The sequence below is a fragment of the Olsenella sp. oral taxon 807 genome, assembly GCF_001189515.2.
In the GTDB taxonomy this organism is placed as follows: Bacteria; Actinomycetota; Coriobacteriia; order Coriobacteriales; family Atopobiaceae; genus Olsenella_F.
The window spans coordinates 2,754,312-2,771,592 of the sequence record NZ_CP012069.2 but is presented as its reverse complement, the minus strand read 5'-3'; the positions used below and the strand labels follow the sequence as shown (position 1 = coordinate 2,771,592).

The 17,281-nt window shown below is 61.8% G+C and carries 15 protein-coding genes and 1 tRNA gene; 13 read left to right on the top strand and 3 right to left on the bottom strand.

What is annotated here, in order from left to right; translation table 11 throughout:
* Positions 1-52: 52 nt before the first annotated feature.
* The 3 genes from ADJ70_RS11955 to ADJ70_RS14790 all read right to left on the bottom strand — a co-directional run bounded on the left by ADJ70_RS11955 (position 53) and on the right by ADJ70_RS14790 (position 2,985).
* Entirely contained in the window at positions 53-925 is an 873-nt protein-coding gene (locus ADJ70_RS11955; RefSeq protein WP_050341714.1) for a hypothetical protein, read from the bottom strand.
* Between the two features lie 302 nt (positions 926-1,227).
* Complete coding sequence (locus tag ADJ70_RS11950; protein ID WP_050341712.1) at positions 1,228-1,845, bottom strand: response regulator transcription factor; 618 nt, start codon at positions 1,843-1,845, stop codon at positions 1,228-1,230.
* Between the two features lie 681 nt (positions 1,846-2,526).
* Positions 2,527-2,985, bottom strand: coding sequence for a hypothetical protein (locus tag ADJ70_RS14790; protein WP_157051531.1), 459 nt, complete (start codon positions 2,983-2,985; stop codon positions 2,527-2,529).
* A gap of 603 nt (positions 2,986-3,588) precedes the next feature.
* Between ADJ70_RS14790 and ADJ70_RS11940 the strand changes: the two genes are divergently transcribed.
* The 13 genes from ADJ70_RS11940 (at position 3,589) to ADJ70_RS11880 (ending at position 17,129) form a co-directional block, all read left to right on the top strand.
* The gene (locus ADJ70_RS11940) at positions 3,589-4,014 is read left to right on the top strand and encodes an Hsp20/alpha crystallin family protein (protein WP_050341709.1); all 426 of its coding nucleotides are present in this window, start codon (positions 3,589-3,591) and stop codon (positions 4,012-4,014) included.
* Positions 4,015-4,577: 563 nt separating this feature from the next.
* The gene (locus ADJ70_RS11935; protein WP_050341708.1) at positions 4,578-5,099 is read left to right on the top strand and encodes a DUF5104 domain-containing protein; all 522 of its coding nucleotides are present in this window, start codon (positions 4,578-4,580) and stop codon (positions 5,097-5,099) included.
* Between the two features lie 48 nt (positions 5,100-5,147).
* Positions 5,148-5,669: a DUF5104 domain-containing protein gene (locus ADJ70_RS11930; protein WP_050341706.1), complete on the top strand. Its 522-nt coding sequence runs from the start codon at positions 5,148-5,150 to the stop codon at positions 5,667-5,669.
* A gap of 931 nt (positions 5,670-6,600) precedes the next feature.
* A complete protein-coding gene (gene pepT / locus ADJ70_RS11925; RefSeq protein ID WP_050341700.1) occupies positions 6,601-7,821 on the top strand; it encodes a peptidase T in 1,221 nt (406 codons plus the stop codon).
* 57 nt (positions 7,822-7,878) lie between these two features.
* On the top strand, positions 7,879-9,402 hold the full coding sequence (gene tilS, locus ADJ70_RS11920) for a tRNA lysidine(34) synthetase TilS (protein WP_253273194.1): 1,524 nt from the start codon (positions 7,879-7,881) through the stop codon (positions 9,400-9,402).
* 35 nt (positions 9,403-9,437) lie between these two features.
* The gene (gene hpt, locus ADJ70_RS11915) at positions 9,438-9,986 is read left to right on the top strand and encodes a hypoxanthine phosphoribosyltransferase (RefSeq protein WP_050341697.1); all 549 of its coding nucleotides are present in this window, start codon (positions 9,438-9,440) and stop codon (positions 9,984-9,986) included.
* 74 nt (positions 9,987-10,060) lie between these two features.
* Positions 10,061-12,199: an ATP-dependent zinc metalloprotease FtsH gene (ftsH, locus tag ADJ70_RS11910; RefSeq protein ID WP_305727886.1), complete on the top strand. Its 2,139-nt coding sequence runs from the start codon at positions 10,061-10,063 to the stop codon at positions 12,197-12,199.
* 39 nt (positions 12,200-12,238) lie between these two features.
* Positions 12,239-13,423 (top strand): pyridoxal phosphate-dependent aminotransferase, encoded by a 1,185-nt coding sequence (locus ADJ70_RS11905; RefSeq protein ID WP_050341694.1) that lies wholly within the window; start codon positions 12,239-12,241, stop codon positions 13,421-13,423.
* 70 nt (positions 13,424-13,493) lie between these two features.
* Entirely contained in the window at positions 13,494-14,477 is a 984-nt protein-coding gene (gene holA / locus ADJ70_RS11900) for a DNA polymerase III subunit delta (RefSeq protein ID WP_050341691.1), read from the top strand.
* Between the two features lie 139 nt (positions 14,478-14,616).
* Positions 14,617-14,693: transfer RNA gene (locus ADJ70_RS11895), tRNA-Asp, on the top strand.
* A gap of 292 nt (positions 14,694-14,985) precedes the next feature.
* Complete coding sequence (locus ADJ70_RS11890) at positions 14,986-15,696, top strand: HAD family phosphatase (protein WP_050341689.1); 711 nt, start codon at positions 14,986-14,988, stop codon at positions 15,694-15,696.
* A 25-nt stretch (positions 15,697-15,721) separates the two neighbouring features.
* Positions 15,722-16,189: an Rrf2 family transcriptional regulator gene (locus ADJ70_RS11885; protein ID WP_050341687.1), complete on the top strand. Its 468-nt coding sequence runs from the start codon at positions 15,722-15,724 to the stop codon at positions 16,187-16,189.
* Between the two features lie 31 nt (positions 16,190-16,220).
* A complete protein-coding gene (locus tag ADJ70_RS11880) occupies positions 16,221-17,129 on the top strand; it encodes an adenine glycosylase (RefSeq protein WP_050341686.1) in 909 nt (302 codons plus the stop codon).
* Positions 17,130-17,281: the final 152 nt, after the last annotated feature.

Below are 17,281 nucleotides of genomic sequence, written 5' to 3'. Positions count from 1 at the left end.
CCAGGCAGACAGGGTGGGTGGGCCTCACGCCCCACGTCGACCACAAGACACGCTACATGCGGAACGGATAGTGACCCAGCTCCTCGAAGTCACCGTCACTATAGACCTCAATCTCGCCCTCGACGGCCGTAAGGCTGTCGAGGCCACCACCCAGTTCATCTCTCGTGAAATACATGAAGCTGTCCGCATACATACCGCCCTTGATGCTCACGTTTAGGTAGGCAGTAGCCATTTTCCCGTTCACAGAGAAGCTGTCAGTGGCGTCTGTGACGAAGATGGATTTGTCGCTCTTGTTGGTGATGGTAAGACTGTAGCCGGGATCTCCCGTAAAGTCCTCCCCCTTGCTTGTGACAACGATCTTGCACACCTCATCATCGGCAATGGTCACGGGGGTAAGGTCTACCTTGGTGGTGGAGTTCTCGCTACCGCTTCTGCTGGTGGAGGACCCGTTTGCGTTACCTGCCGCCGGTGTCGTGGTACCCGTTGTCGAAGACCCCTTGTTTGTGTTGGATTTCACGAACGTGAGGCTCTTGTTACCTTCTTCGGCGGTGAGCTTGCCGTCAGCAAGCTTCATCTCCATGGTGTCGCCCTCGGCGCTGAACGTCGCCACGTTTTCGCTCTTGACCTCCCAGGTGCCTGACGTCTTATCGTCGTCTATCACGAGGGCGGCCGTACCATCTTCCTTGAGCTCCAGGTAGAAGTCATAGCCCATCTCGCGAACCAATTGGAGGTCCTCGGCAGAGTAGCTACTGTCGCCCTTGGCCTCCTGCAGGTCCCAGGTACCCACGAATTTGGGCTTCCACTGCGCCTTCGTAGCCTCCGAAGGCCCGGTGCCCAGGCAGCCCGAGGCGAAAAGACAGACCGCAACCGCCGCGATCGCAGCGAAAAATGCGGGTATGACCCTTCCCTTTCTCATGATGTCCATTCCCTTCCACTCCTTGGCTCCCTCTTTGGGAGCCTGCTTGACCGGCCGTATCTCGTATGTTCTCTAGGTGAAGCCTCCCATCTGCCCACGTCTTCCTTCGACAGGCCCTCCTGTTGCAGGCCATCTTGCTAGCAGCGTTAAAAGAGAGCCATCTACCTTACATTCACCTTGAGATAATCATCAGCGTTTGCCTGTAGCTATGGAAGCCCCCCATGGCTCATTTGTGGGCGGCCTCTGGGACATCTGGCCCACTGCGCCGTTATGATGGGCGAGGATGAATGATGGGCGAGGATGAGAGTGCGTCACACTCCCCTTAGGCGAGGCACGATGTAGCCCTTGGCCACCGCATTCACAGCGAGTTTCATGATGCTGTCATAGCCGGTCTTCGCTAAGATCTCTGAGATACGACGCTTGACGGTACCTTCCGAGAGGAAGAGCTCTGAGGCAATTTCCCTGCGCGACTTTGCCTCGCAGACCAGACGCAGCACCTCGACTTCGCTGTCGGTAAGATTGAGCGCTGTTGTGGCCAAGCGAGGGCGTGCGGGAAAGGTGGAATACCCCTCCATCGTGGAACGAATCACAGAGAGGAGCTCGGTCGTGGAGACGTTCTTGTACACGAAGCTGTCGGCACCTGCGGCGCGTGTCTGCTGCACGAAGGTAATATCAGGCATGCCTGTCATGATGACGACATAAACCTCCGGGTGCTGATCCTTTATCTGCTTGGCAGCAACTATGCCGCTGGAGTCATTCTCGGTACATACGTCCATGAGAACAAGATCGGGATGAATGCGTTCCACGAGATCAGGGGCCTCGGCGGCATCAGCAAGCATTCCCGCAACCTGCATGTCCTCCTGCGCATCGATAGCCATGGCAAGGGACTCGCGCAACATGGCTTGGTCCTCGACTACCATGACCCTCATCGTTACGATGACACCCCCCGCTTCCCGAGCGCATCTGTCCCGCTTCCTGCCTTGTCCGCAGTGTCTTGCAACGTACGGTAATCACCGGTCATGCTCTGACCGGTGTCGCAATCCGTGACACGTTACTGAGGCAGGCTACGGTGCAACTGCATTTGTCCCTATACCTCAATTTTATCCAAGAAGTTCAGCTCCCTGCATCACTGCGCGCACTATTCGGCCAATGGAGTATTGCTGATTACCCTCTACGAGCAGGTCAAATGTCCTTGGCCATCGTGCTACTGTCCTGCTACCGTCCGGCGTCGCCCACCTCTTTGATGACTCTTGAACCGCGCTGTACATGGCCTAGCTGCGCCACTCGGTGGTGGCGAGTGGCGCTAAGACCGTACACTCGGCGTCACCGAGTGGCATGGGAGTCAACATATGCGCAGTTGTCAGGAAAAGTGGTGCTACTCGACGCCACCGAGTGGCGCTAAGACCGCGCACTCGGCGTCACCGAGTGGTACGGCCGAGCCCCGCAAGCCCGGCACCCGTACCGCGCGCCCCTTTCCGAGGCGCCTTGGGAGGGGCGCGCGATGGGCTGAGGTTTGTGGGGTGCTAACGTACAAGCGTTTTGTCCAGGTGGACTCCATCTCTGCGTGCTCCACAAGCTGCGGGACACGGACTTCAGAGGCCCTTGACCGGTTATTGGGCGACTGACGCGATGAGCCTCCAGACGATGAGGAAAGCGATGACCAAAAAGACTATGATCGCGACGAGCGAGAGGGCCGACCGACGGCGCTTCTGCTGCTCTTGGGATACGAAAATGGATCGACGACCCTTGGGGATTTCAAGATAGCGCCCATACTTTCCGCTCTTGACCTGATCTATGCCACTGCGTGCCCTACGGTAAGGCATTCCCGAGAACGCCCCACCGCGTACATTTCCCCGAATCGAGACGTTTGAGTCGTGCGTGTACTCGCCGATCGAGTTACCGTCCTGCGCTATGTCATCGATGGCATCTTGGGTATGGTGCGGGGCGCGCCGACGGATGAAGCCAGGCTGTACACGAGAGGGAGTGCCTTCGATGTGGAGGGTGTGTCCCGCAGCAGCGCGGGGTGAGACCGTGACGTGGCCTGTTGCCGTGCTGTGGGTTTCCGACACGGGGCGCTCCCCGCCGGAGCGAGGCAAAGGCGCGCTGTGACTTGCCGCGACGCCCTCCCCGCTCATTGCTTCAGATCTGAGCTGTACGTCAGGATCTTCCAGAGCCTCAGATGCGAGAGCCTCGGATGCGCGTGCGTCCGCCTTGGCGATTGCGCTCTGTGCGGGCGGCGTCGGGCGCGCTGGTCGCACCCGCTCGGACTCGGCTTGCAGGGGGGCATGGTCCTTTGACGGCGGGGGGGCAGGGGCAGGTTGCGACGCTCGGGCTGCACCCTCGTTCCTATCGTCGTAGTTATTCACGCCCATACCGCACCTCCGGGGCACATGCCATGCCGCCGCGCATGGCACCCGAGCTAGTCTCTGCTCACGCAGCTTATCATAGACCAGCGTAGTCAGGTGCGTGCGGACGCATGGGCACTTTTGCACCATTGGTCTATCAAGTTCGATCTATCCTATATCTGCTATAGTCAGACTTAACTTAGCTAAGCACGCATCAATAAGAAAATCTTTGTCTTATAGGTATAGGACTGTGCCTACGGGGAATATATATGAGCGTACACAAAGGCGCACGCACGAGGCGCCACATACCACAAGGGAGTGATCCGTATGGCAAACATGGTTCCGTACGACAGGTACGAGAGGGCACTGCGTAGGGCATTCGATCCGTTTGACTCGTTCTTCTCCGCACCGCTCTCGGTGCTGAGCAACGAGGGCAGCTTCAAGATGAACGTGGAGGACGCGGGTGACAAGTACGTCGTGACCGCAGAGCTGGCCGGTGTCAACCGTGACGAGATCGACGTGGAGCTCAACGAGGGTCGCCTGTCCATCTCGGTAGACAAGAAGGAGAGCGAGGAGGACAAGGGCAAGAACTACCTGCACAAGGAGACCACGGAGTGGCAGGCGAGCCGTGGGGTTTACCTCAAGGATGCCACGACGTCCGGGCTTACCGCCAAGCTTGATGGTGGTGTGCTCACCGTCAATGTTCCCAAGCAGGAGGAGAAGGCCAGCGTCACGAAGGTCTCCATCGACTAGCGCCAGGTGCTGGGGCTTGCTTGAGAGACCGACGGTCGGCTCCGCAGCAGGCATCGCAGTTGGTTCCAAAGAGCTTTCCTTACGAGCGCCCGACAGCCACGTGCTGCCGGGCGCTTTCGTGTCTGGCGCGACGGCACGTGGCGGGCATGCTGGACGGTGCGTGCCAGTGCTGTCGAGTGATATGCGTGTGGGGTGATGCGCGATGGGTGCGTGTCACCCGCGCCAGCTGCTTATGTGACGTCTCTCTGTCGCAGTATTGTCGCTCAGTCATCAAGTGGCGCTAGCATGCGGCACACCCCTCGTGCATCGGATGCTCATCTACAGGAAAACCGCGTGAGCCTAACTTGCCAGCAAGGTGGATCGCCGTACTTCTGCACCTTTCTAACATAGCTCACCCACATATCTTCTACACTGTCATATAGAAAGAGGTTGGCACGGACGTAGGGGCCACTCGTCTGGGGCGTCTGCTTGCAACGGTATCGCTCACGGGAAGTATGGGGGCAAACTGATGATCTTCGATGACAGCGCAAAGAAGGCTTGGCTCGTATGGAGGGGGAGGTAGCATGGCAGGCCCCATAACCAGGAGGCGGCTCCTCGCTGCAGGCGTCGCCCTGGCGACCGCCACCCTCCCGGGCTGCCTCGGCCACCGCACCGACAGTGAGATAGAGTACGACCTCTCCAGGAGGGTCCTCGCCTGCCTCAACGAGGACGACGTCGACGGCCTGGAGGCCCTGTTCTGCGAGGCCTCCCGTGCCCGGCCGGAGCTCAGGGCCGAGATAGCGCGCGGCATGGGGTTCTTCGAGGGCAGGGTCGACCTCTCCGCCGGCTGGCGCGAGGGCGGCTGGAGCACCGTGTCGGGGGGCGGGCTGGACGTGGAGGGCGGCAGGGTCCTGGGGCGCTCCGTGGACCCCCACGTCACCGGCATCGTCACCGACGCGGGGAAAAGGTACGGGGTGAGAATCTACTACTGTGACGTGAGCGTTGACCACCCGGACTGGGTGGGCGTCTCGGAGATCGATGTCATTGCGACCCGTCCGGATGGCGAGGAAGGGGAGAAACGCGTCATGGGGAAGATTCTGAGATGATTCTCGGACATCGTCCCCTGCCGTCCGCCGCCCGGCGGGGGGGGTAGCATGGCAGGCCCCGTAACCAGGAGGCGGCTCCTCGCCGCAGGCGTCGCCCTGGCGACCGCCACCCTCCCGGGCTGCCTCGGCCACCGCACCGACAGGGAGATAGAGCACGACCTCTCCAGGAGGGTCCTCGCCTGCCTCAACGAGGACGACGCCGACGGCCTGGAGGCCCTGTTCTGCGAGGCCTCCCGCGCCCGGCCGGAGCTCAGGGCCGAGATAGCGCGCGGCATGGGGTTCTTCGAGGGCAGGGTCGACCTCTCCGCCGGCTGGCGCGAGGGCGGCTGGAGCACCGTGTCGGGGGGCGGGCTGTACGCCGAGGGCGGCAGGGTCCTGGAGCGCTCCGTGGACCCCCACGTCACCGGCATCGTCATCGATGCCGGCAGGAGGTACAAGGTCGTTATTTGCTACTGTGACGTGGGCGTTGACCACCCGGACTGGGTGGGCGTCTCGGAGATCGATGTCATCGCGACCCGTCCGGATAGACATAACGGCGAGAAGTGCGCCATAGGCCAGTATGTGAAGTAACCGCCGCAACTACGAGGCGCATTCCCACAGAGTCTGCGGTGTCGCGTGAGGCGCGGAAGAGTTCCGCATGCATGCCTGCCTGCCATGCTGAGTGAGTCGTTGTGATTTACAAGCGAGAAGGGCAGTTCAGCCAGTGCTCTATATCCGCTGGTTGTCCCGGCGGTGACGACGAGCTCGGCATCCTCGATTCCGTGACTCCGTAGTTACGGAATGCACTTTTTCGCGAGAGTATGATGTCAGAATGCGCCTTTCCGTAGAGTGCGCCTTTCCTCACCTGGGCAAACGTGGCGCCGGCTCACGGAAAAGCGCATTCTGCACGTTGGGCCTCACGGAAAAGCGCAGTCTGGCCCGCGCCCGCAGAGCACACCTCACGGAAAAGCGCACCCTGCACGTCGGGCCTCACGGAAAGGCGCACTTTGGCCGCGCCCCCGGGGCGCACCTCACCAAAAGACGCATTCTGGCGGTTCCGGAGCTCGCAGAATGCGTCTTTCCGTGACGTCAAACCCCAGAATGCGCTTTTCCGTAGAATGCGCTTTTCCTCACCTGGGCAAACGCGGCGTCGCCTCACGAAAAAGCGCATTCTGGTAGACCACCTCACGGAAAAGCGCACTCTGGCAACCGCTACCTCACGGAAAAGCGCACTCTGGCCCGCGCCCGCAGAGCACACCTCACGGAAAAGCGCATTCTGCATATGACCGCGTACTCGACGTCACCGAGTGGCATAGTCGAGCTTTGCAAGCCCGGCGGCAGGCCCCGCGTCCTTCCGCGCGCACTCCCGTTACGTACCGCCGTCCCGTGCCCCCCGCCCACCTCCGCCCGTCGCCTGCGCTACCATGTGGCCTGCGCACTCACCAGTGCCCGCCGGCGCGCAGTGCTGCCCGCACCCGAGCGCCACAGCCACGACCCACGTACGCACGTAAGGAGACCGACCATGAAGGCATACGAGCGACTGCTTAAATACGCTGTAATGCGTACCCCCAGTGACGGCAAGAGCGCCGCGACCCCCACTACCAAACAGCAGTTTGATCTTGCACGACTGCTAGTGGCAGAGCTCAAGGAGCTGGGCGTCGACGATGTGACGCTGAGTGACGAGTGCTTCGTCTACGCCAAGCTGCCCGCGACCCCAGGCTTGGAGGACAAGAGGAGGCTTGGCCTCATTGCGCACATGGACACGGTCTCGCAGTACTGCGACCACGACATCAGGCCCCAGCTCACGCCCAACTACGACGGCAAGGACCTCTCCTTGGGCACGAGCGGGCGCACCCTTACGGTCAGGGACTTCCCGCATCTGCCCTCGCTCAGGGGCCGTACGCTCATCACCTCCGATGGCACCACGATCCTCGGGGTCGATGACAAGGCGGGCATCGCCGAGATCATGACTACGCTCGAGATCATTCGCGACAAGAGGATCGCTCACGGGCCGCTCCGCATCGCCTTTACGCCAGATGAGGAGACAGGCACGGGAGCCTCCCACTTCGATGTCGAGCACTTTGACGCTGAGGTCGCCTATACCCTAGACGGAGATACCGAGGGCGAGATCCAGTACCAGAACTTCAATGCCTGCGAGGCCACCTTCGAATTCAGGGGCGTGAGCGTTCACCCCGGCTCCGCCAAGGACGTTATGGTCAATGCCGTCTTGCTCGCCCTCGAGGCCAACAACATGCTTCCTGGCCTCGAGACACCGCGCTACACCGAGGGCTACGAGGGCTTCTACCACCTGCTTTCCATCCACGGGGACGAGGCAAGGGCCACGTCCTCCTACATCGTGCGCGACCATAGGGAGTGCTCGTTTGAGGTCCGCAAGGCGACGCTTCGTCACATCGAGAAGGTCATGAACGAGCTCTGGGGCGCGGGGACGGTAACCCTCACCATCGAGGAGGAGTACCGCAACATGGAGTCTGTGATAGAGGGTCGCATGTATCTGATAGACTATGCACGGCAGGCCGCAGAGCGCGCGGGCCTCAGGGCAGAGGTCTCTCCCATTCGTGGCGGCACCGATGGGAGCCAGCTCTCGTTCAGGGGGCTCCCCTGTCCCAATCTCGGTACGGGCGGGCATGGCTACCACGGCCCCTTCGAGCACACGACAGTTGAGGGCATGGACCTTGCCACCACGATGGCGGTCGAGCTCGTGAAGGTCTATGCTCAGAACTAGGGAGCGTGGCCGCGCCACAGCCGTCCATGCTCTGGGAGGTATTCAAGAGAGGACTGGGTGATTGGGTTGACGAGCGTCATGCGCAGGTACGCCACGGGCGAACAGCGCCTTGGGCGCCCGTCTTCTGCAGCTGCCGGAGAGATGCGCGCTCCCGTGGTGCTCATGGTCTCGGGTGGTGCAGACTCGACCGCGCTGCTGCTGCTAGCGGTGACGTCCAAGCTCGATATCGATGACGGGCGGGGCCTTGCCCACATGGCGCGAGAGCGCCTGCACGTGCTGCATGTCAACCATCAGCTGCGTGGCGAGGACTCCGAGGGAGACGAGGAGTTTGTCCGGGAGCTCGCAAGGCGCCATGGCATCCCCTGCACCGTCAGGCGTGTCGATGTTGCCGCACGCGCAAGGGACGCCTCCTTCCCAGACGCCAACGTCGAGAGTGTCGGACGAGACGTCCGCTATGCCGCGGCGCGCGAGCTGGCCAATCAGCTCTCTGCGGAGTTTGGCACGCCTCGCTCGGCGGCACGCATACTCACGGCCCACACCGCAGACGACCGTGCCGAGACCTTCCTCATGAATGCCATGCGTGGTAGCGGCGTTGCGGGCCTCTCGTCCATACCGCGCCGTCGCAACCGCATCGTGCGCCCGCTCCTGGACCGTACGCATGAGGACCTGTGCGACTTCCTGCGCATGCGCGGTATCGTGTGGCGCGAGGATACGACCAATGCGGACACGCGTTACCTGCGCTCCTTCGTTCGACATAGGGTCATGCCCCCCATCAAGGAGAGGAGCCCGCGCGTGGTCTCGAGCCTCTCGACCACCTGTGACATCCTCTCGGAGGAGGACAGTTACCTGACGCGAGTCGCGACGAGGGCCTTTCGTGATCTCGTTCGCCGCAGGTCAAAGGGTATGCTTGCTCTCGATGCGGCTAAGCTCGGCGCCTGTGAGGTCGCCATAGCCCGGCGCGTCGTACGTATGGCCATGCTGGAGCTGGCGCCTCAGGCCCGCCTCGAAGCCCGCCACGTCGATGCGACCCTCTCGCTCGTGGCTGCGACGCACGGCTCGATATCGACCCCGATGGGCTGCGACGTGCGTGTGGAGTACGGCCTCCTGTTCATGCGCGCCCATAGCGTCGAACGCTCTGGCGAGCCCTTTTGGCTTCACGTTCCGGGCGACCATACGCTTCTCGATGGCAGCAGGCTCATGGCCCGGCTCGCCGACGTCCCGATGGGCAGCGACCCTGTGGGCATGGCACGCTCACATGGCATGGAATGGGAGGGCCTCTCCGTAATGCTCGATGCTGGTGCCTGTGGTGTCAGCAGGGCACCGGGATCCTGTCTTTGGGTTGACGGTCCTGTCGCCGGTGATCTCCTCTGCCCGCTTGGCATGCACGGACAGTCAAAGAAGCTCTCAGACCTCCTCAACGAAGCGCGTATTCCCGCACGAGACCGAGCGAGCGTGCCCATCGTCAGGACGGGCCCCCGGGGTGTGATCGTCTGGGTGGCTGGTGTTCGTGCGGACGAGCGCGCCCGCTGCACACAGAGCACGAGACTGCTGCTAGAATTGAGCCTCGTCAGGCCGGACTAGGGCGTACGACAGCTGCGTCAGGAGGGACCTTTTCCATGGAGGGGCTGCACCCGGACATTCAGAGCATCATCCTGGGGGAGGATGATATCAGGAAGGTCATCGAGCGACTGGGCAGGGAGGTATCACGGGACTACGTCGGCAAGAGTCCGCTGATCGTGGCGGTGCTGCGCGGAGCCTTCGTGTTCACGGCTGACCTCATGCGTGCGATCACGGTACCCTGCTCGGTGGACTTCATGGCTGTGAGCAGCTACGGCGACGGCGTCAAGAGCTCAGGCGTCGTCCGCATCGTCAAGGACCTCGACACCAAGATCGAGGGGCGCCACGTACTCATTGCCGAGGACATCCTGGACTCGGGCCTTACCCTGAGCTACCTCATCGACCTCCTGCAGGCACGCCGCCCCGCGTCCGTCCACGTGGCAACCTTTGCCGTCAAGGATATCGAGGGAAAGGTGCCTGCCATCGACCCACGTTACGTTGGCGTCCATGTTCCCAACGAGTTCATCGTGGGCTACGGCCTCGACTACGCGGAGAGATACCGCAACCTGCCCTACATTGGCATCCTCAAGCCTGAGGTGTATAAGTAGGCACAACGATGACAACCCGCGCATGGCAGAGCGAGCCCTTGGCCGTGCGAAGATCGATGCAAGGAGTTTCATAGGTGGCAACGAGCGACAGGCGCAACGATAGCAACGATAGCAATGACAGGAACGACAGCGATGACTCGGGCGGATGGTACGGGCTGGGCGGTGGCCCGGGCCCTCTTGGCCCGGGTGGCATGGGAGCCGCCCTTCTAGGCTTCATCTTCGTGATCGTGTTGGCGGCCCATCTGTTCTCCTCACCCGGCAGAGGCGCTTTGGGTGGCGGGGCGCGAGTCGACGAGCTCGCGACCAACGAGTTCGTCTCGGCAGTCAGGGATGGCCGCGTGAGCTCGGTTACCTATAAGGCGACGGACGGTAGCCTAAGCGGCAGCTACTGGCCGAGCAAGTCAGACAAGGACGAGGGAAACGGGCCGGTTGACTTTACCAGCTCCTACGTTGGCAACGATAGCCTGCAGGAGCTCATGGCCAAGCATCCTGACACCACGTTCACGGTGGAGACCTCCGATGGCTTTGGGGCGAGCCTGATTGCCACGGTCTTGCCGACCTTGCTCATAGCCGGTATGCTCGTCTACTTTGTGCGGCAGGTGCAGGCGCAAAACGGTCGCACCATGAGCTTCGGACGCGCGACGAGGGCCCGCACGAGCGACAAGTCGCGGCCTAAGGTCAAGTTCGAGGACGTCGCGGGTGTCGACGAGGCGGTGGAGGAGCTCAAGGAGGTCCGTGACTTTCTGCGCGAACCCGAACGCTACCAGAAGATGGGTGCAAAGATCCCGCGTGGCGTCCTTCTGGTGGGTCCCCCAGGCACGGGCAAGACGCTTTTGGCCAAGGCCGTTGCTGGCGAGGCGAGCGTTCCGTTCTTCTCGATATCTGGCTCCGACTTCGTGGAGATGTTCGTGGGGGTGGGCGCAAGTCGCGTGCGTGACCTCTTTAAGCAGGCAAAGGACTCCGCTCCGTCGATCATCTTCATCGACGAGCTTGACGCCGTTGGCCGTCAGCGCGGTACAGGCCTTGGTGGTGGGCACGACGAGCGGGAGCAGACCCTCAACCAGCTTCTGGTCGAGATGGACGGCTTTGACGAGAATTCCTCGGCCATCCTCATCGCTGCGACCAACCGTCCCGACGTCCTCGATCCGGCGCTCCTGCGCCCCGGGCGCTTCGACCGCCAGGTCATGGTGGACCGCCCTGACGTCAAGGGCCGCGAGCGTATCTTGGCGGTGCATGCCGAGAACAAGCCTAAGGACGACGACATCGATTACGAGCGCATCGCCAAGCTTACGCCGGGCTTCACGGGTGCGGAGCTCGCGAACCTCATGAATGAGGCTGCCCTTCTCGCTGCGCGTCGTCACAAGGACAAGATCTCCATGGACGAAGTCGAGGAGTCGATGGAGCGCATCATCGCCGGCCCCGAGAAGAAGGGCCGCGTGATGACCGAGAAGGAGCGTCTCACCATAGCCTTCCACGAGAGCGGGCACGCGCTCGTGGGCCACATATTGGAAAACAGCGATCCCGTGCACAAGATCTCGATCATCAGCAGGGGGCGCGCGCTGGGCTATACGCTGCAGCTGCCGGAGGAGGACCACTTCCTCGAGACGCGAGACGGCATGCTCGACGAGATCGCCGTGCTTCTGGGCGGGCGCACCGCAGAGGAGCTCTTCTGCGAGGACATCACGACCGGGGCAAGCAACGACTTGGAGCGCGCCACGAAGGTGGCTCGCAAGATGGTCACGCAATACGGCATGAGCGAGGATCTGGGTACCCAGGTCTACGGGGAAGCCCAGCACGAGGTCTTCCTGGGTCGCGACTACGCCAACCACAACGACTACGCCGCCGAGACCGCGAAGCGCATCGATGATGAGGTGGAGCGCATCATGCGTGAGGCACACCTGCGCGCCCGCAGGGTTCTCGAGAGCCGTCGCAACCAGATGGCGACCATGGCCCGTGTGTTGCTTGACCGCGAGACCGTGGAGGGCGAGGTCGTGGACGCGCTGCTTGACGACCGCTGGGCAGAGTTCGTCGAGACGCACCCTACAGAGAGGGTCGACCTCAACCACGATGGCATTGACGACTCGGTTGTCGTGCCCGAGGACGATAAGGTGACCGCAGGCCTCGTTGCCGCCGAGCGGGCGCGTGCGGCCAGGCAGACCGCCAGGGAGCGAGAAGGTGGGCTGCCAAAGGGCAAGGTTGCAGGTGAGGGCTAAAGATACGTGTCTCGCACGCACGAGAGGGGAGCACAGGTGATGTCAATCAACCAGAAAAGCTATGATTACGGTGCGTCGAGGTCGTCGATTCGCGAGATCGCAGCTTATGGAGCCGCTCGCAAGGCCCAGATAGGCGTCCAGAACGTCTTTGACTTCTCCTTGGGCAACCCCTCCGTTCCCGCGCCGGACAGCGTGCGTGAGTCCATAGAGCGCTCGCTGTCTCTGCCTGCGACGCAGCTACACGGCTACACTCCCGCAGCTGGACTGCCCATCGCACGCAAGGCCGTGGCCGACTCGCTCAATCGTCGCTTTAACACGTCGTACGATCCTGGCGACGTGTACATGACCTGTGGGGCTGCAGCGTCTCTCTCGATCACGCTCAATGCCATCGTAAATCCTGGTGATGAGGTCATCGTTATCGCGCCGTACTTTCCGGAGTACCGCGTGTGGATTGAGGCAGCTGGTGCCAGCTGCGTGGAGGTGCTGGCCGATACCACAACTTTCCAGATAGATAGTGACAGCCTTCATTCTGCGCTCAGCGAGCGTACCAAGGCCATCATCATCAACTCACCCAACAACCCCGTGGGCTCGATCTATTCGCGAGAGAGGCTCAAGGCGGCGGCGACGGTCATCCGTGAGTGCGAGCGCGAGCTGGGTACGAGTATCTACCTGTTGTCTGACGAGCCCTACCGCGAGATAAGCTATGGGGCTGAGGTCCCGTGGGTACCCTCGATCTATGACCGGACCATCGTATGCTACTCGTATTCCAAGAGCCTCAGCCTGCCCGGCGAGCGCATCGGGTGGATCTTGGTGCCAAACACAAATCCTGATCACGAGTCGTTGCTCGCTGCCGTTGCAGGTGCCGGCCGCAAGCTTGGCTTCGTGTGCGCGCCGGCGCTCTTCCAGCGAGTGGTGGCCGACTGCGTTGACGTGCCCTGTGACGTGGGGGCCTATGAGAGAAATCGCGCCATTCTCACCGAGGGTCTCTTGAGGCTGGGATACGAGTTCATCGAGCCTCAAGGTGCCTTCTACCTGTGGCTCAAGTCGCTCGAGCCCGATTCTGTGTCCTTCTTCGAGAAAGCCAAGGCGTTCGAGTTGTTGCCCGTGCCGTCTGACAGCTTTGGTTGTGCCGGGTGGGTGCGCGTCAGCTACTGCGTGGGCCACAAGACCATCGTGGACTCGATGCCCGCGTGGGAGAGACTCGCCGCAGCGTATCGCCCGTGAGCGCAGGCGGCAATCCGTAGTGTCCGTTCGCCGCAGCAGGCGGCGGCTGGTTTGGGCGAGGGGGGGTCGCATGGGTGCGGGGGCTGGATCTGGACTGCTATCAGCCTATCTTGTTGTGGGGACCGACGAGCTTAAGAGCCGAGCGGCCCAGACGCGGCTGAAGGGTCGGCTTGCGCAAGGATACGAGGCATTCAACCTGGACGAGCGTGTGGCGAACAAGGAGCTTGAGCCGGGTGAGCTTCTGGCATCGCTCAACACCCTACCCGTGGGGGGCGGCCTCAGGCTCGTCCTCGTGGTCGAGGCGGAGCACCTTGCCAAGCCCACCTCCGAGGCGATCATCGACTATCTGAAGGATCCCAACCCCGACTGCGTGCTCTGTCTTGTGGCGGCGACGCTCGCCAAGTCGACGAGGCTCTACAAGGCCGTCGCGGCTGTCGGACCACGCGCCGTCATCGACTGTGCCCCCAAGAAGGGCAAGAGGCTCGTGCCCGTCATTCAGAAGATGGCCCAGGCCCAACGGATGCGTATGTGCGGCGAGGCCGCTGAGGAGCTCTTGAGCCGTGTGGGTGAGTCGACGATCATGCTCGAGAGCCAAGTGAGGAGTCTGGCCGCCCTCAAGGGGGCGGCAGGTGAGATTACCCTCCAAGATGTGAGGAACCACATTGCGCGTACCGCCGAGGTCAAACCGTGGGACTTTCTCGACGCCGTGAGTGCACGCGAGTTTGCCCGAGCGCTCGAGCTCTACGGACTCATGAGGAAGCCCTCACAGATCGCGCTCGTCTCTCTCCTTGAGGGAAGGATCAGGGAACTCGCCTGCGCGAGGTCTCTTGAGCTGCGTGGGGAGGCCTTGCAGCTCGCAAAGACGCTCGGCAGGCCCCCCTGGGCGGTCAGAGGTCATCTTGGGTGGTCGCGACGCTTTGGCTCGGGTGAGCTCGAGCGCTCGCTCGTGGCCTGTGCCCGCTGCGAGTGCGAGCTCAAGAGCGGACGAGACGTCGAGACGTCCTTTCTCGGGCTTATCTCCGCGATCTGCGGGGTCTCGTCAGACATGGGGTGAGGGTGAGGCGCGTGCGGCGGCAGGAGAGGCTGCGGGGGTGTGCCAAGCTTATGGAGTGTAGATGAACGAAATTGATTTTAAGAGATGTCTGGACATGGGTTCTGGCTTTTAGCTAGAATAGCTGTTGCAAAATACGAAAGGGGTGTTAGCTCAGCTGGTTAGAGCGCCGGCCTGTCACGTCGGAGGTCGAGGGTTCAAGTCCCTTACATCCCGCCATTGTCCATACAAGAGGGCTCCACCAATGGAGTCCTCTTTTTATGTTCTATTAAGTTTGTGGCCGAGTTTTTGCATGGTCGGCGTGAACCAAAGCGTCCGATGCGGTGCCTACACGCCTGCACGGTATCAGCGGCCTCGTAGGGGGTGTCTTGACGGTGAGAATACGCTATGCGTGTACATGACGCAATAGTGTAGAATTGCTTTATCTAGTTTATTTTGGTTTTGTCAAATGATACTTGTGCCATACTCTTTACACTATGTTTGGATATGGACAAACGCTGAGAGGAAGGACATGGGCAAGAACGAGACGTCGGGCGATGGGGTGGCCTGCGACAAGAGGACTCGGATCGCAGCCTTTGACTACGATGGCACGATCATCAGTGGTCAGTCTGGCGCCCTCTTTGCCAGCTATCTCTTTGCTCATGGCTATCTGAGGCTCGCTCGGGCCTTGCGCCTAGGCTGGTGGGGGGTCCGCTATGTCTTGCATCTGCCCTATCGACAGGGGGAGGCGCGCGAGCAGGTCTTTTCAGCCCTCAGCGAACGTACGCCCGAGGAGGTCCATCGCATCATGATGGACTTTCATGATGAGGTCCTGCTTAGGCGCTATCGCCAAGAGGCCATCCGTGAGATTGGGAAGCGCAAGCGCGAGGGCTGCACCATCCTGCTTGTCTCGGCGACGTTCAAGGACATCGCACAAAGGGCGGTCAGAGTCACGGGCGCGGACGACTTCGTGGCGACGGGCATGGAGCTCGACGCCAACGGTAACTATACCGGCAACGTCGACGGCGTTGTGATAGCGGGTCCCGAGAAGACCAAAGCAGTCATAGGATGGGCCAACGAACACATTGGTACGGACGCATGGACGATCGCCTACTCGTATGCCGATCACCACAGCGACGCTGACCTCCTCGCTGCGTCCGAGAAGGCCTATGCCGTCACGCCGGGCAAGGCGCTCAGGCTCAAGGCGAAGCGTCAGCACTGGCAAGTTCTGAACTGGGGCTAGATCAGACCCGCCGGAAAGGAGACACATGGACCTCTCTAGGAAGACCGACTATGCCCTGCGCATGGTTGCAGAGCTTGTCGAACATGAGGGGCAGATCGTATCGGTGCGTGTGGCGGCGGAGCGTCGCGGCGTACCCTACTCCTTTGCCCGTTCGATTCAGCGTGACCTTGCGCATGCGGGCATCATCGAGAGTACGCGTGGCTCGCGCGGAGGTATGCGACTGCTCATGGATCCCAAGAAGACGACGGTCCGCTCTGTCGTTGAGGCCCTGCAGGGTCCCATCAGGATATCTGCTTGCGACCACTCTGGCGAGGACGGAGGGCCCTGTCCCTTCATGCCGGACTGTCACTTTAACCCCGTGTGGTGCGAGGCCGAGAACATCCTGCGCGACTACTTTGACGCCATGACGATCTACGATGTTGTCGTGGAGCGCAAGCATCCGGCGCTCTCTAAGGGCAACACGTTCGAGCTTGTGAAGCCGCACAGCGAGTAACATGCGAGAGGACAGTCGCAGAGGGTCCTGTATGCCCAACGGGTCTGCCTTGCATGAGGAGTGGATCGACAGTCTTGGTCCGACGCTTGCCAGCTTCCGAGATTTGGTGCTGGAACGTGGTCGCAACTGCTACCGAGACCTGCCTTGGCGGCAGACGCATGACCCCTACGCCATCTGGGTCAGTGAGGTCATGCTGCAGCAGACGCAGACCTCACGTATCGACGGTCGCTGGCAGCGCTGGCTCGAGCGCTTTCCCACGATTGAGGCGCTTGCGGGTGCGGAGCGTGCCGACGTGCTTGCCGAGTGGCAGGGTCTGGGGTACAATCGTCGGGCACTCCAGCTCTGGCAGGCAGCGGACCAGCTCGTGCGTACCGATGGCGTGCTCCCGTATGAGCTCGATGCGCTGGTTGGGCTTCCGGGCATCGGCCCTGCGACGGCGGCGGGTATCCGTGCCTTCGCCTTCGACCTCCCGGGCATCTATCTAGAGACGAACGTGCGCTCGGTCTTTCTCCACGAGTTCTTTCCTGAGGTGCGCGGAGTACGTGATGGGGAGCTGGCACCGCTGGTGGCACAGACCTGCCCTCCCGACGCGAGCGATCCTGCAGACGATCCGCGCAACTGGTACTATGCCTTGCTCGATTACGGCGCCCACCTCAAGAGGACGCTGCCCAATCCCTCGCGTCGCTCCGCCACGCACGCGCGACAGTCTCAGTTCGAGGGTTCGCATCGCCAGAAGCGCTCTTCCTTGGTTCGTCTGCTCTTGGCTCACCGTGCCTGCGGAGAGGCTCATGTGAGTTGTGACACGCTTGCCGAGGAGCTGTCGGGCGTCGAGCGCCAAGCGGGTAGGGAGGATCTGTCATGTTCCCAGGTGGAGACTCTCTTGGAGGAGCTGCGGGAAGAGGGCTTTTGCCACCAGGAGGGCGGCCTCTGGTACGTCTAGGATCGGGGACGAGCGGCGCATGTTGGGCTAAACCGCCTGTCTGTCCTGCGGCCGGGAGGCGGGGAGCAACCGCCCGCCAGGTTCCAAGGCGCGTCCGGGAAACCGCCCGCCAGGCTGCGGGGCACTGTCAGAAGTGGCTCAACTGGGCAAAT

Coding starts and splice junctions, on each gene's coding strand:
- ADJ70_RS11955 (WP_050341714.1), bottom strand. CDS start 925: ATGGACATCATGAGAAAGGGAAGGGTCATACCCGCATTTTTCGCTGCG.
- ADJ70_RS11950 (WP_050341712.1), bottom strand. CDS start 1,845: ATGAGGGTCATGGTAGTCGAGGACCAAGCCATGTTGCGCGAGTCCCTT.
- ADJ70_RS11940 (WP_050341709.1), top strand. CDS start 3,589: ATGGCAAACATGGTTCCGTACGACAGGTACGAGAGGGCACTGCGTAGG.
- ADJ70_RS11935 (WP_050341708.1), top strand. CDS start 4,578: ATGGCAGGCCCCATAACCAGGAGGCGGCTCCTCGCTGCAGGCGTCGCC.
- ADJ70_RS11930 (WP_050341706.1), top strand. CDS start 5,148: ATGGCAGGCCCCGTAACCAGGAGGCGGCTCCTCGCCGCAGGCGTCGCC.
- pepT (WP_050341700.1), top strand. CDS start 6,601: ATGAAGGCATACGAGCGACTGCTTAAATACGCTGTAATGCGTACCCCC.
- hpt (WP_050341697.1), top strand. CDS start 9,438: ATGGAGGGGCTGCACCCGGACATTCAGAGCATCATCCTGGGGGAGGAT.
- ADJ70_RS11905 (WP_050341694.1), top strand. CDS start 12,239: ATGTCAATCAACCAGAAAAGCTATGATTACGGTGCGTCGAGGTCGTCG.
- holA (WP_050341691.1), top strand. CDS start 13,494: ATGGGTGCGGGGGCTGGATCTGGACTGCTATCAGCCTATCTTGTTGTG.
- ADJ70_RS11890 (WP_050341689.1), top strand. CDS start 14,986: ATGGGCAAGAACGAGACGTCGGGCGATGGGGTGGCCTGCGACAAGAGG.
- ADJ70_RS11885 (WP_050341687.1), top strand. CDS start 15,722: ATGGACCTCTCTAGGAAGACCGACTATGCCCTGCGCATGGTTGCAGAG.
- ADJ70_RS11880 (WP_050341686.1), top strand. CDS start 16,221: ATGCCCAACGGGTCTGCCTTGCATGAGGAGTGGATCGACAGTCTTGGT.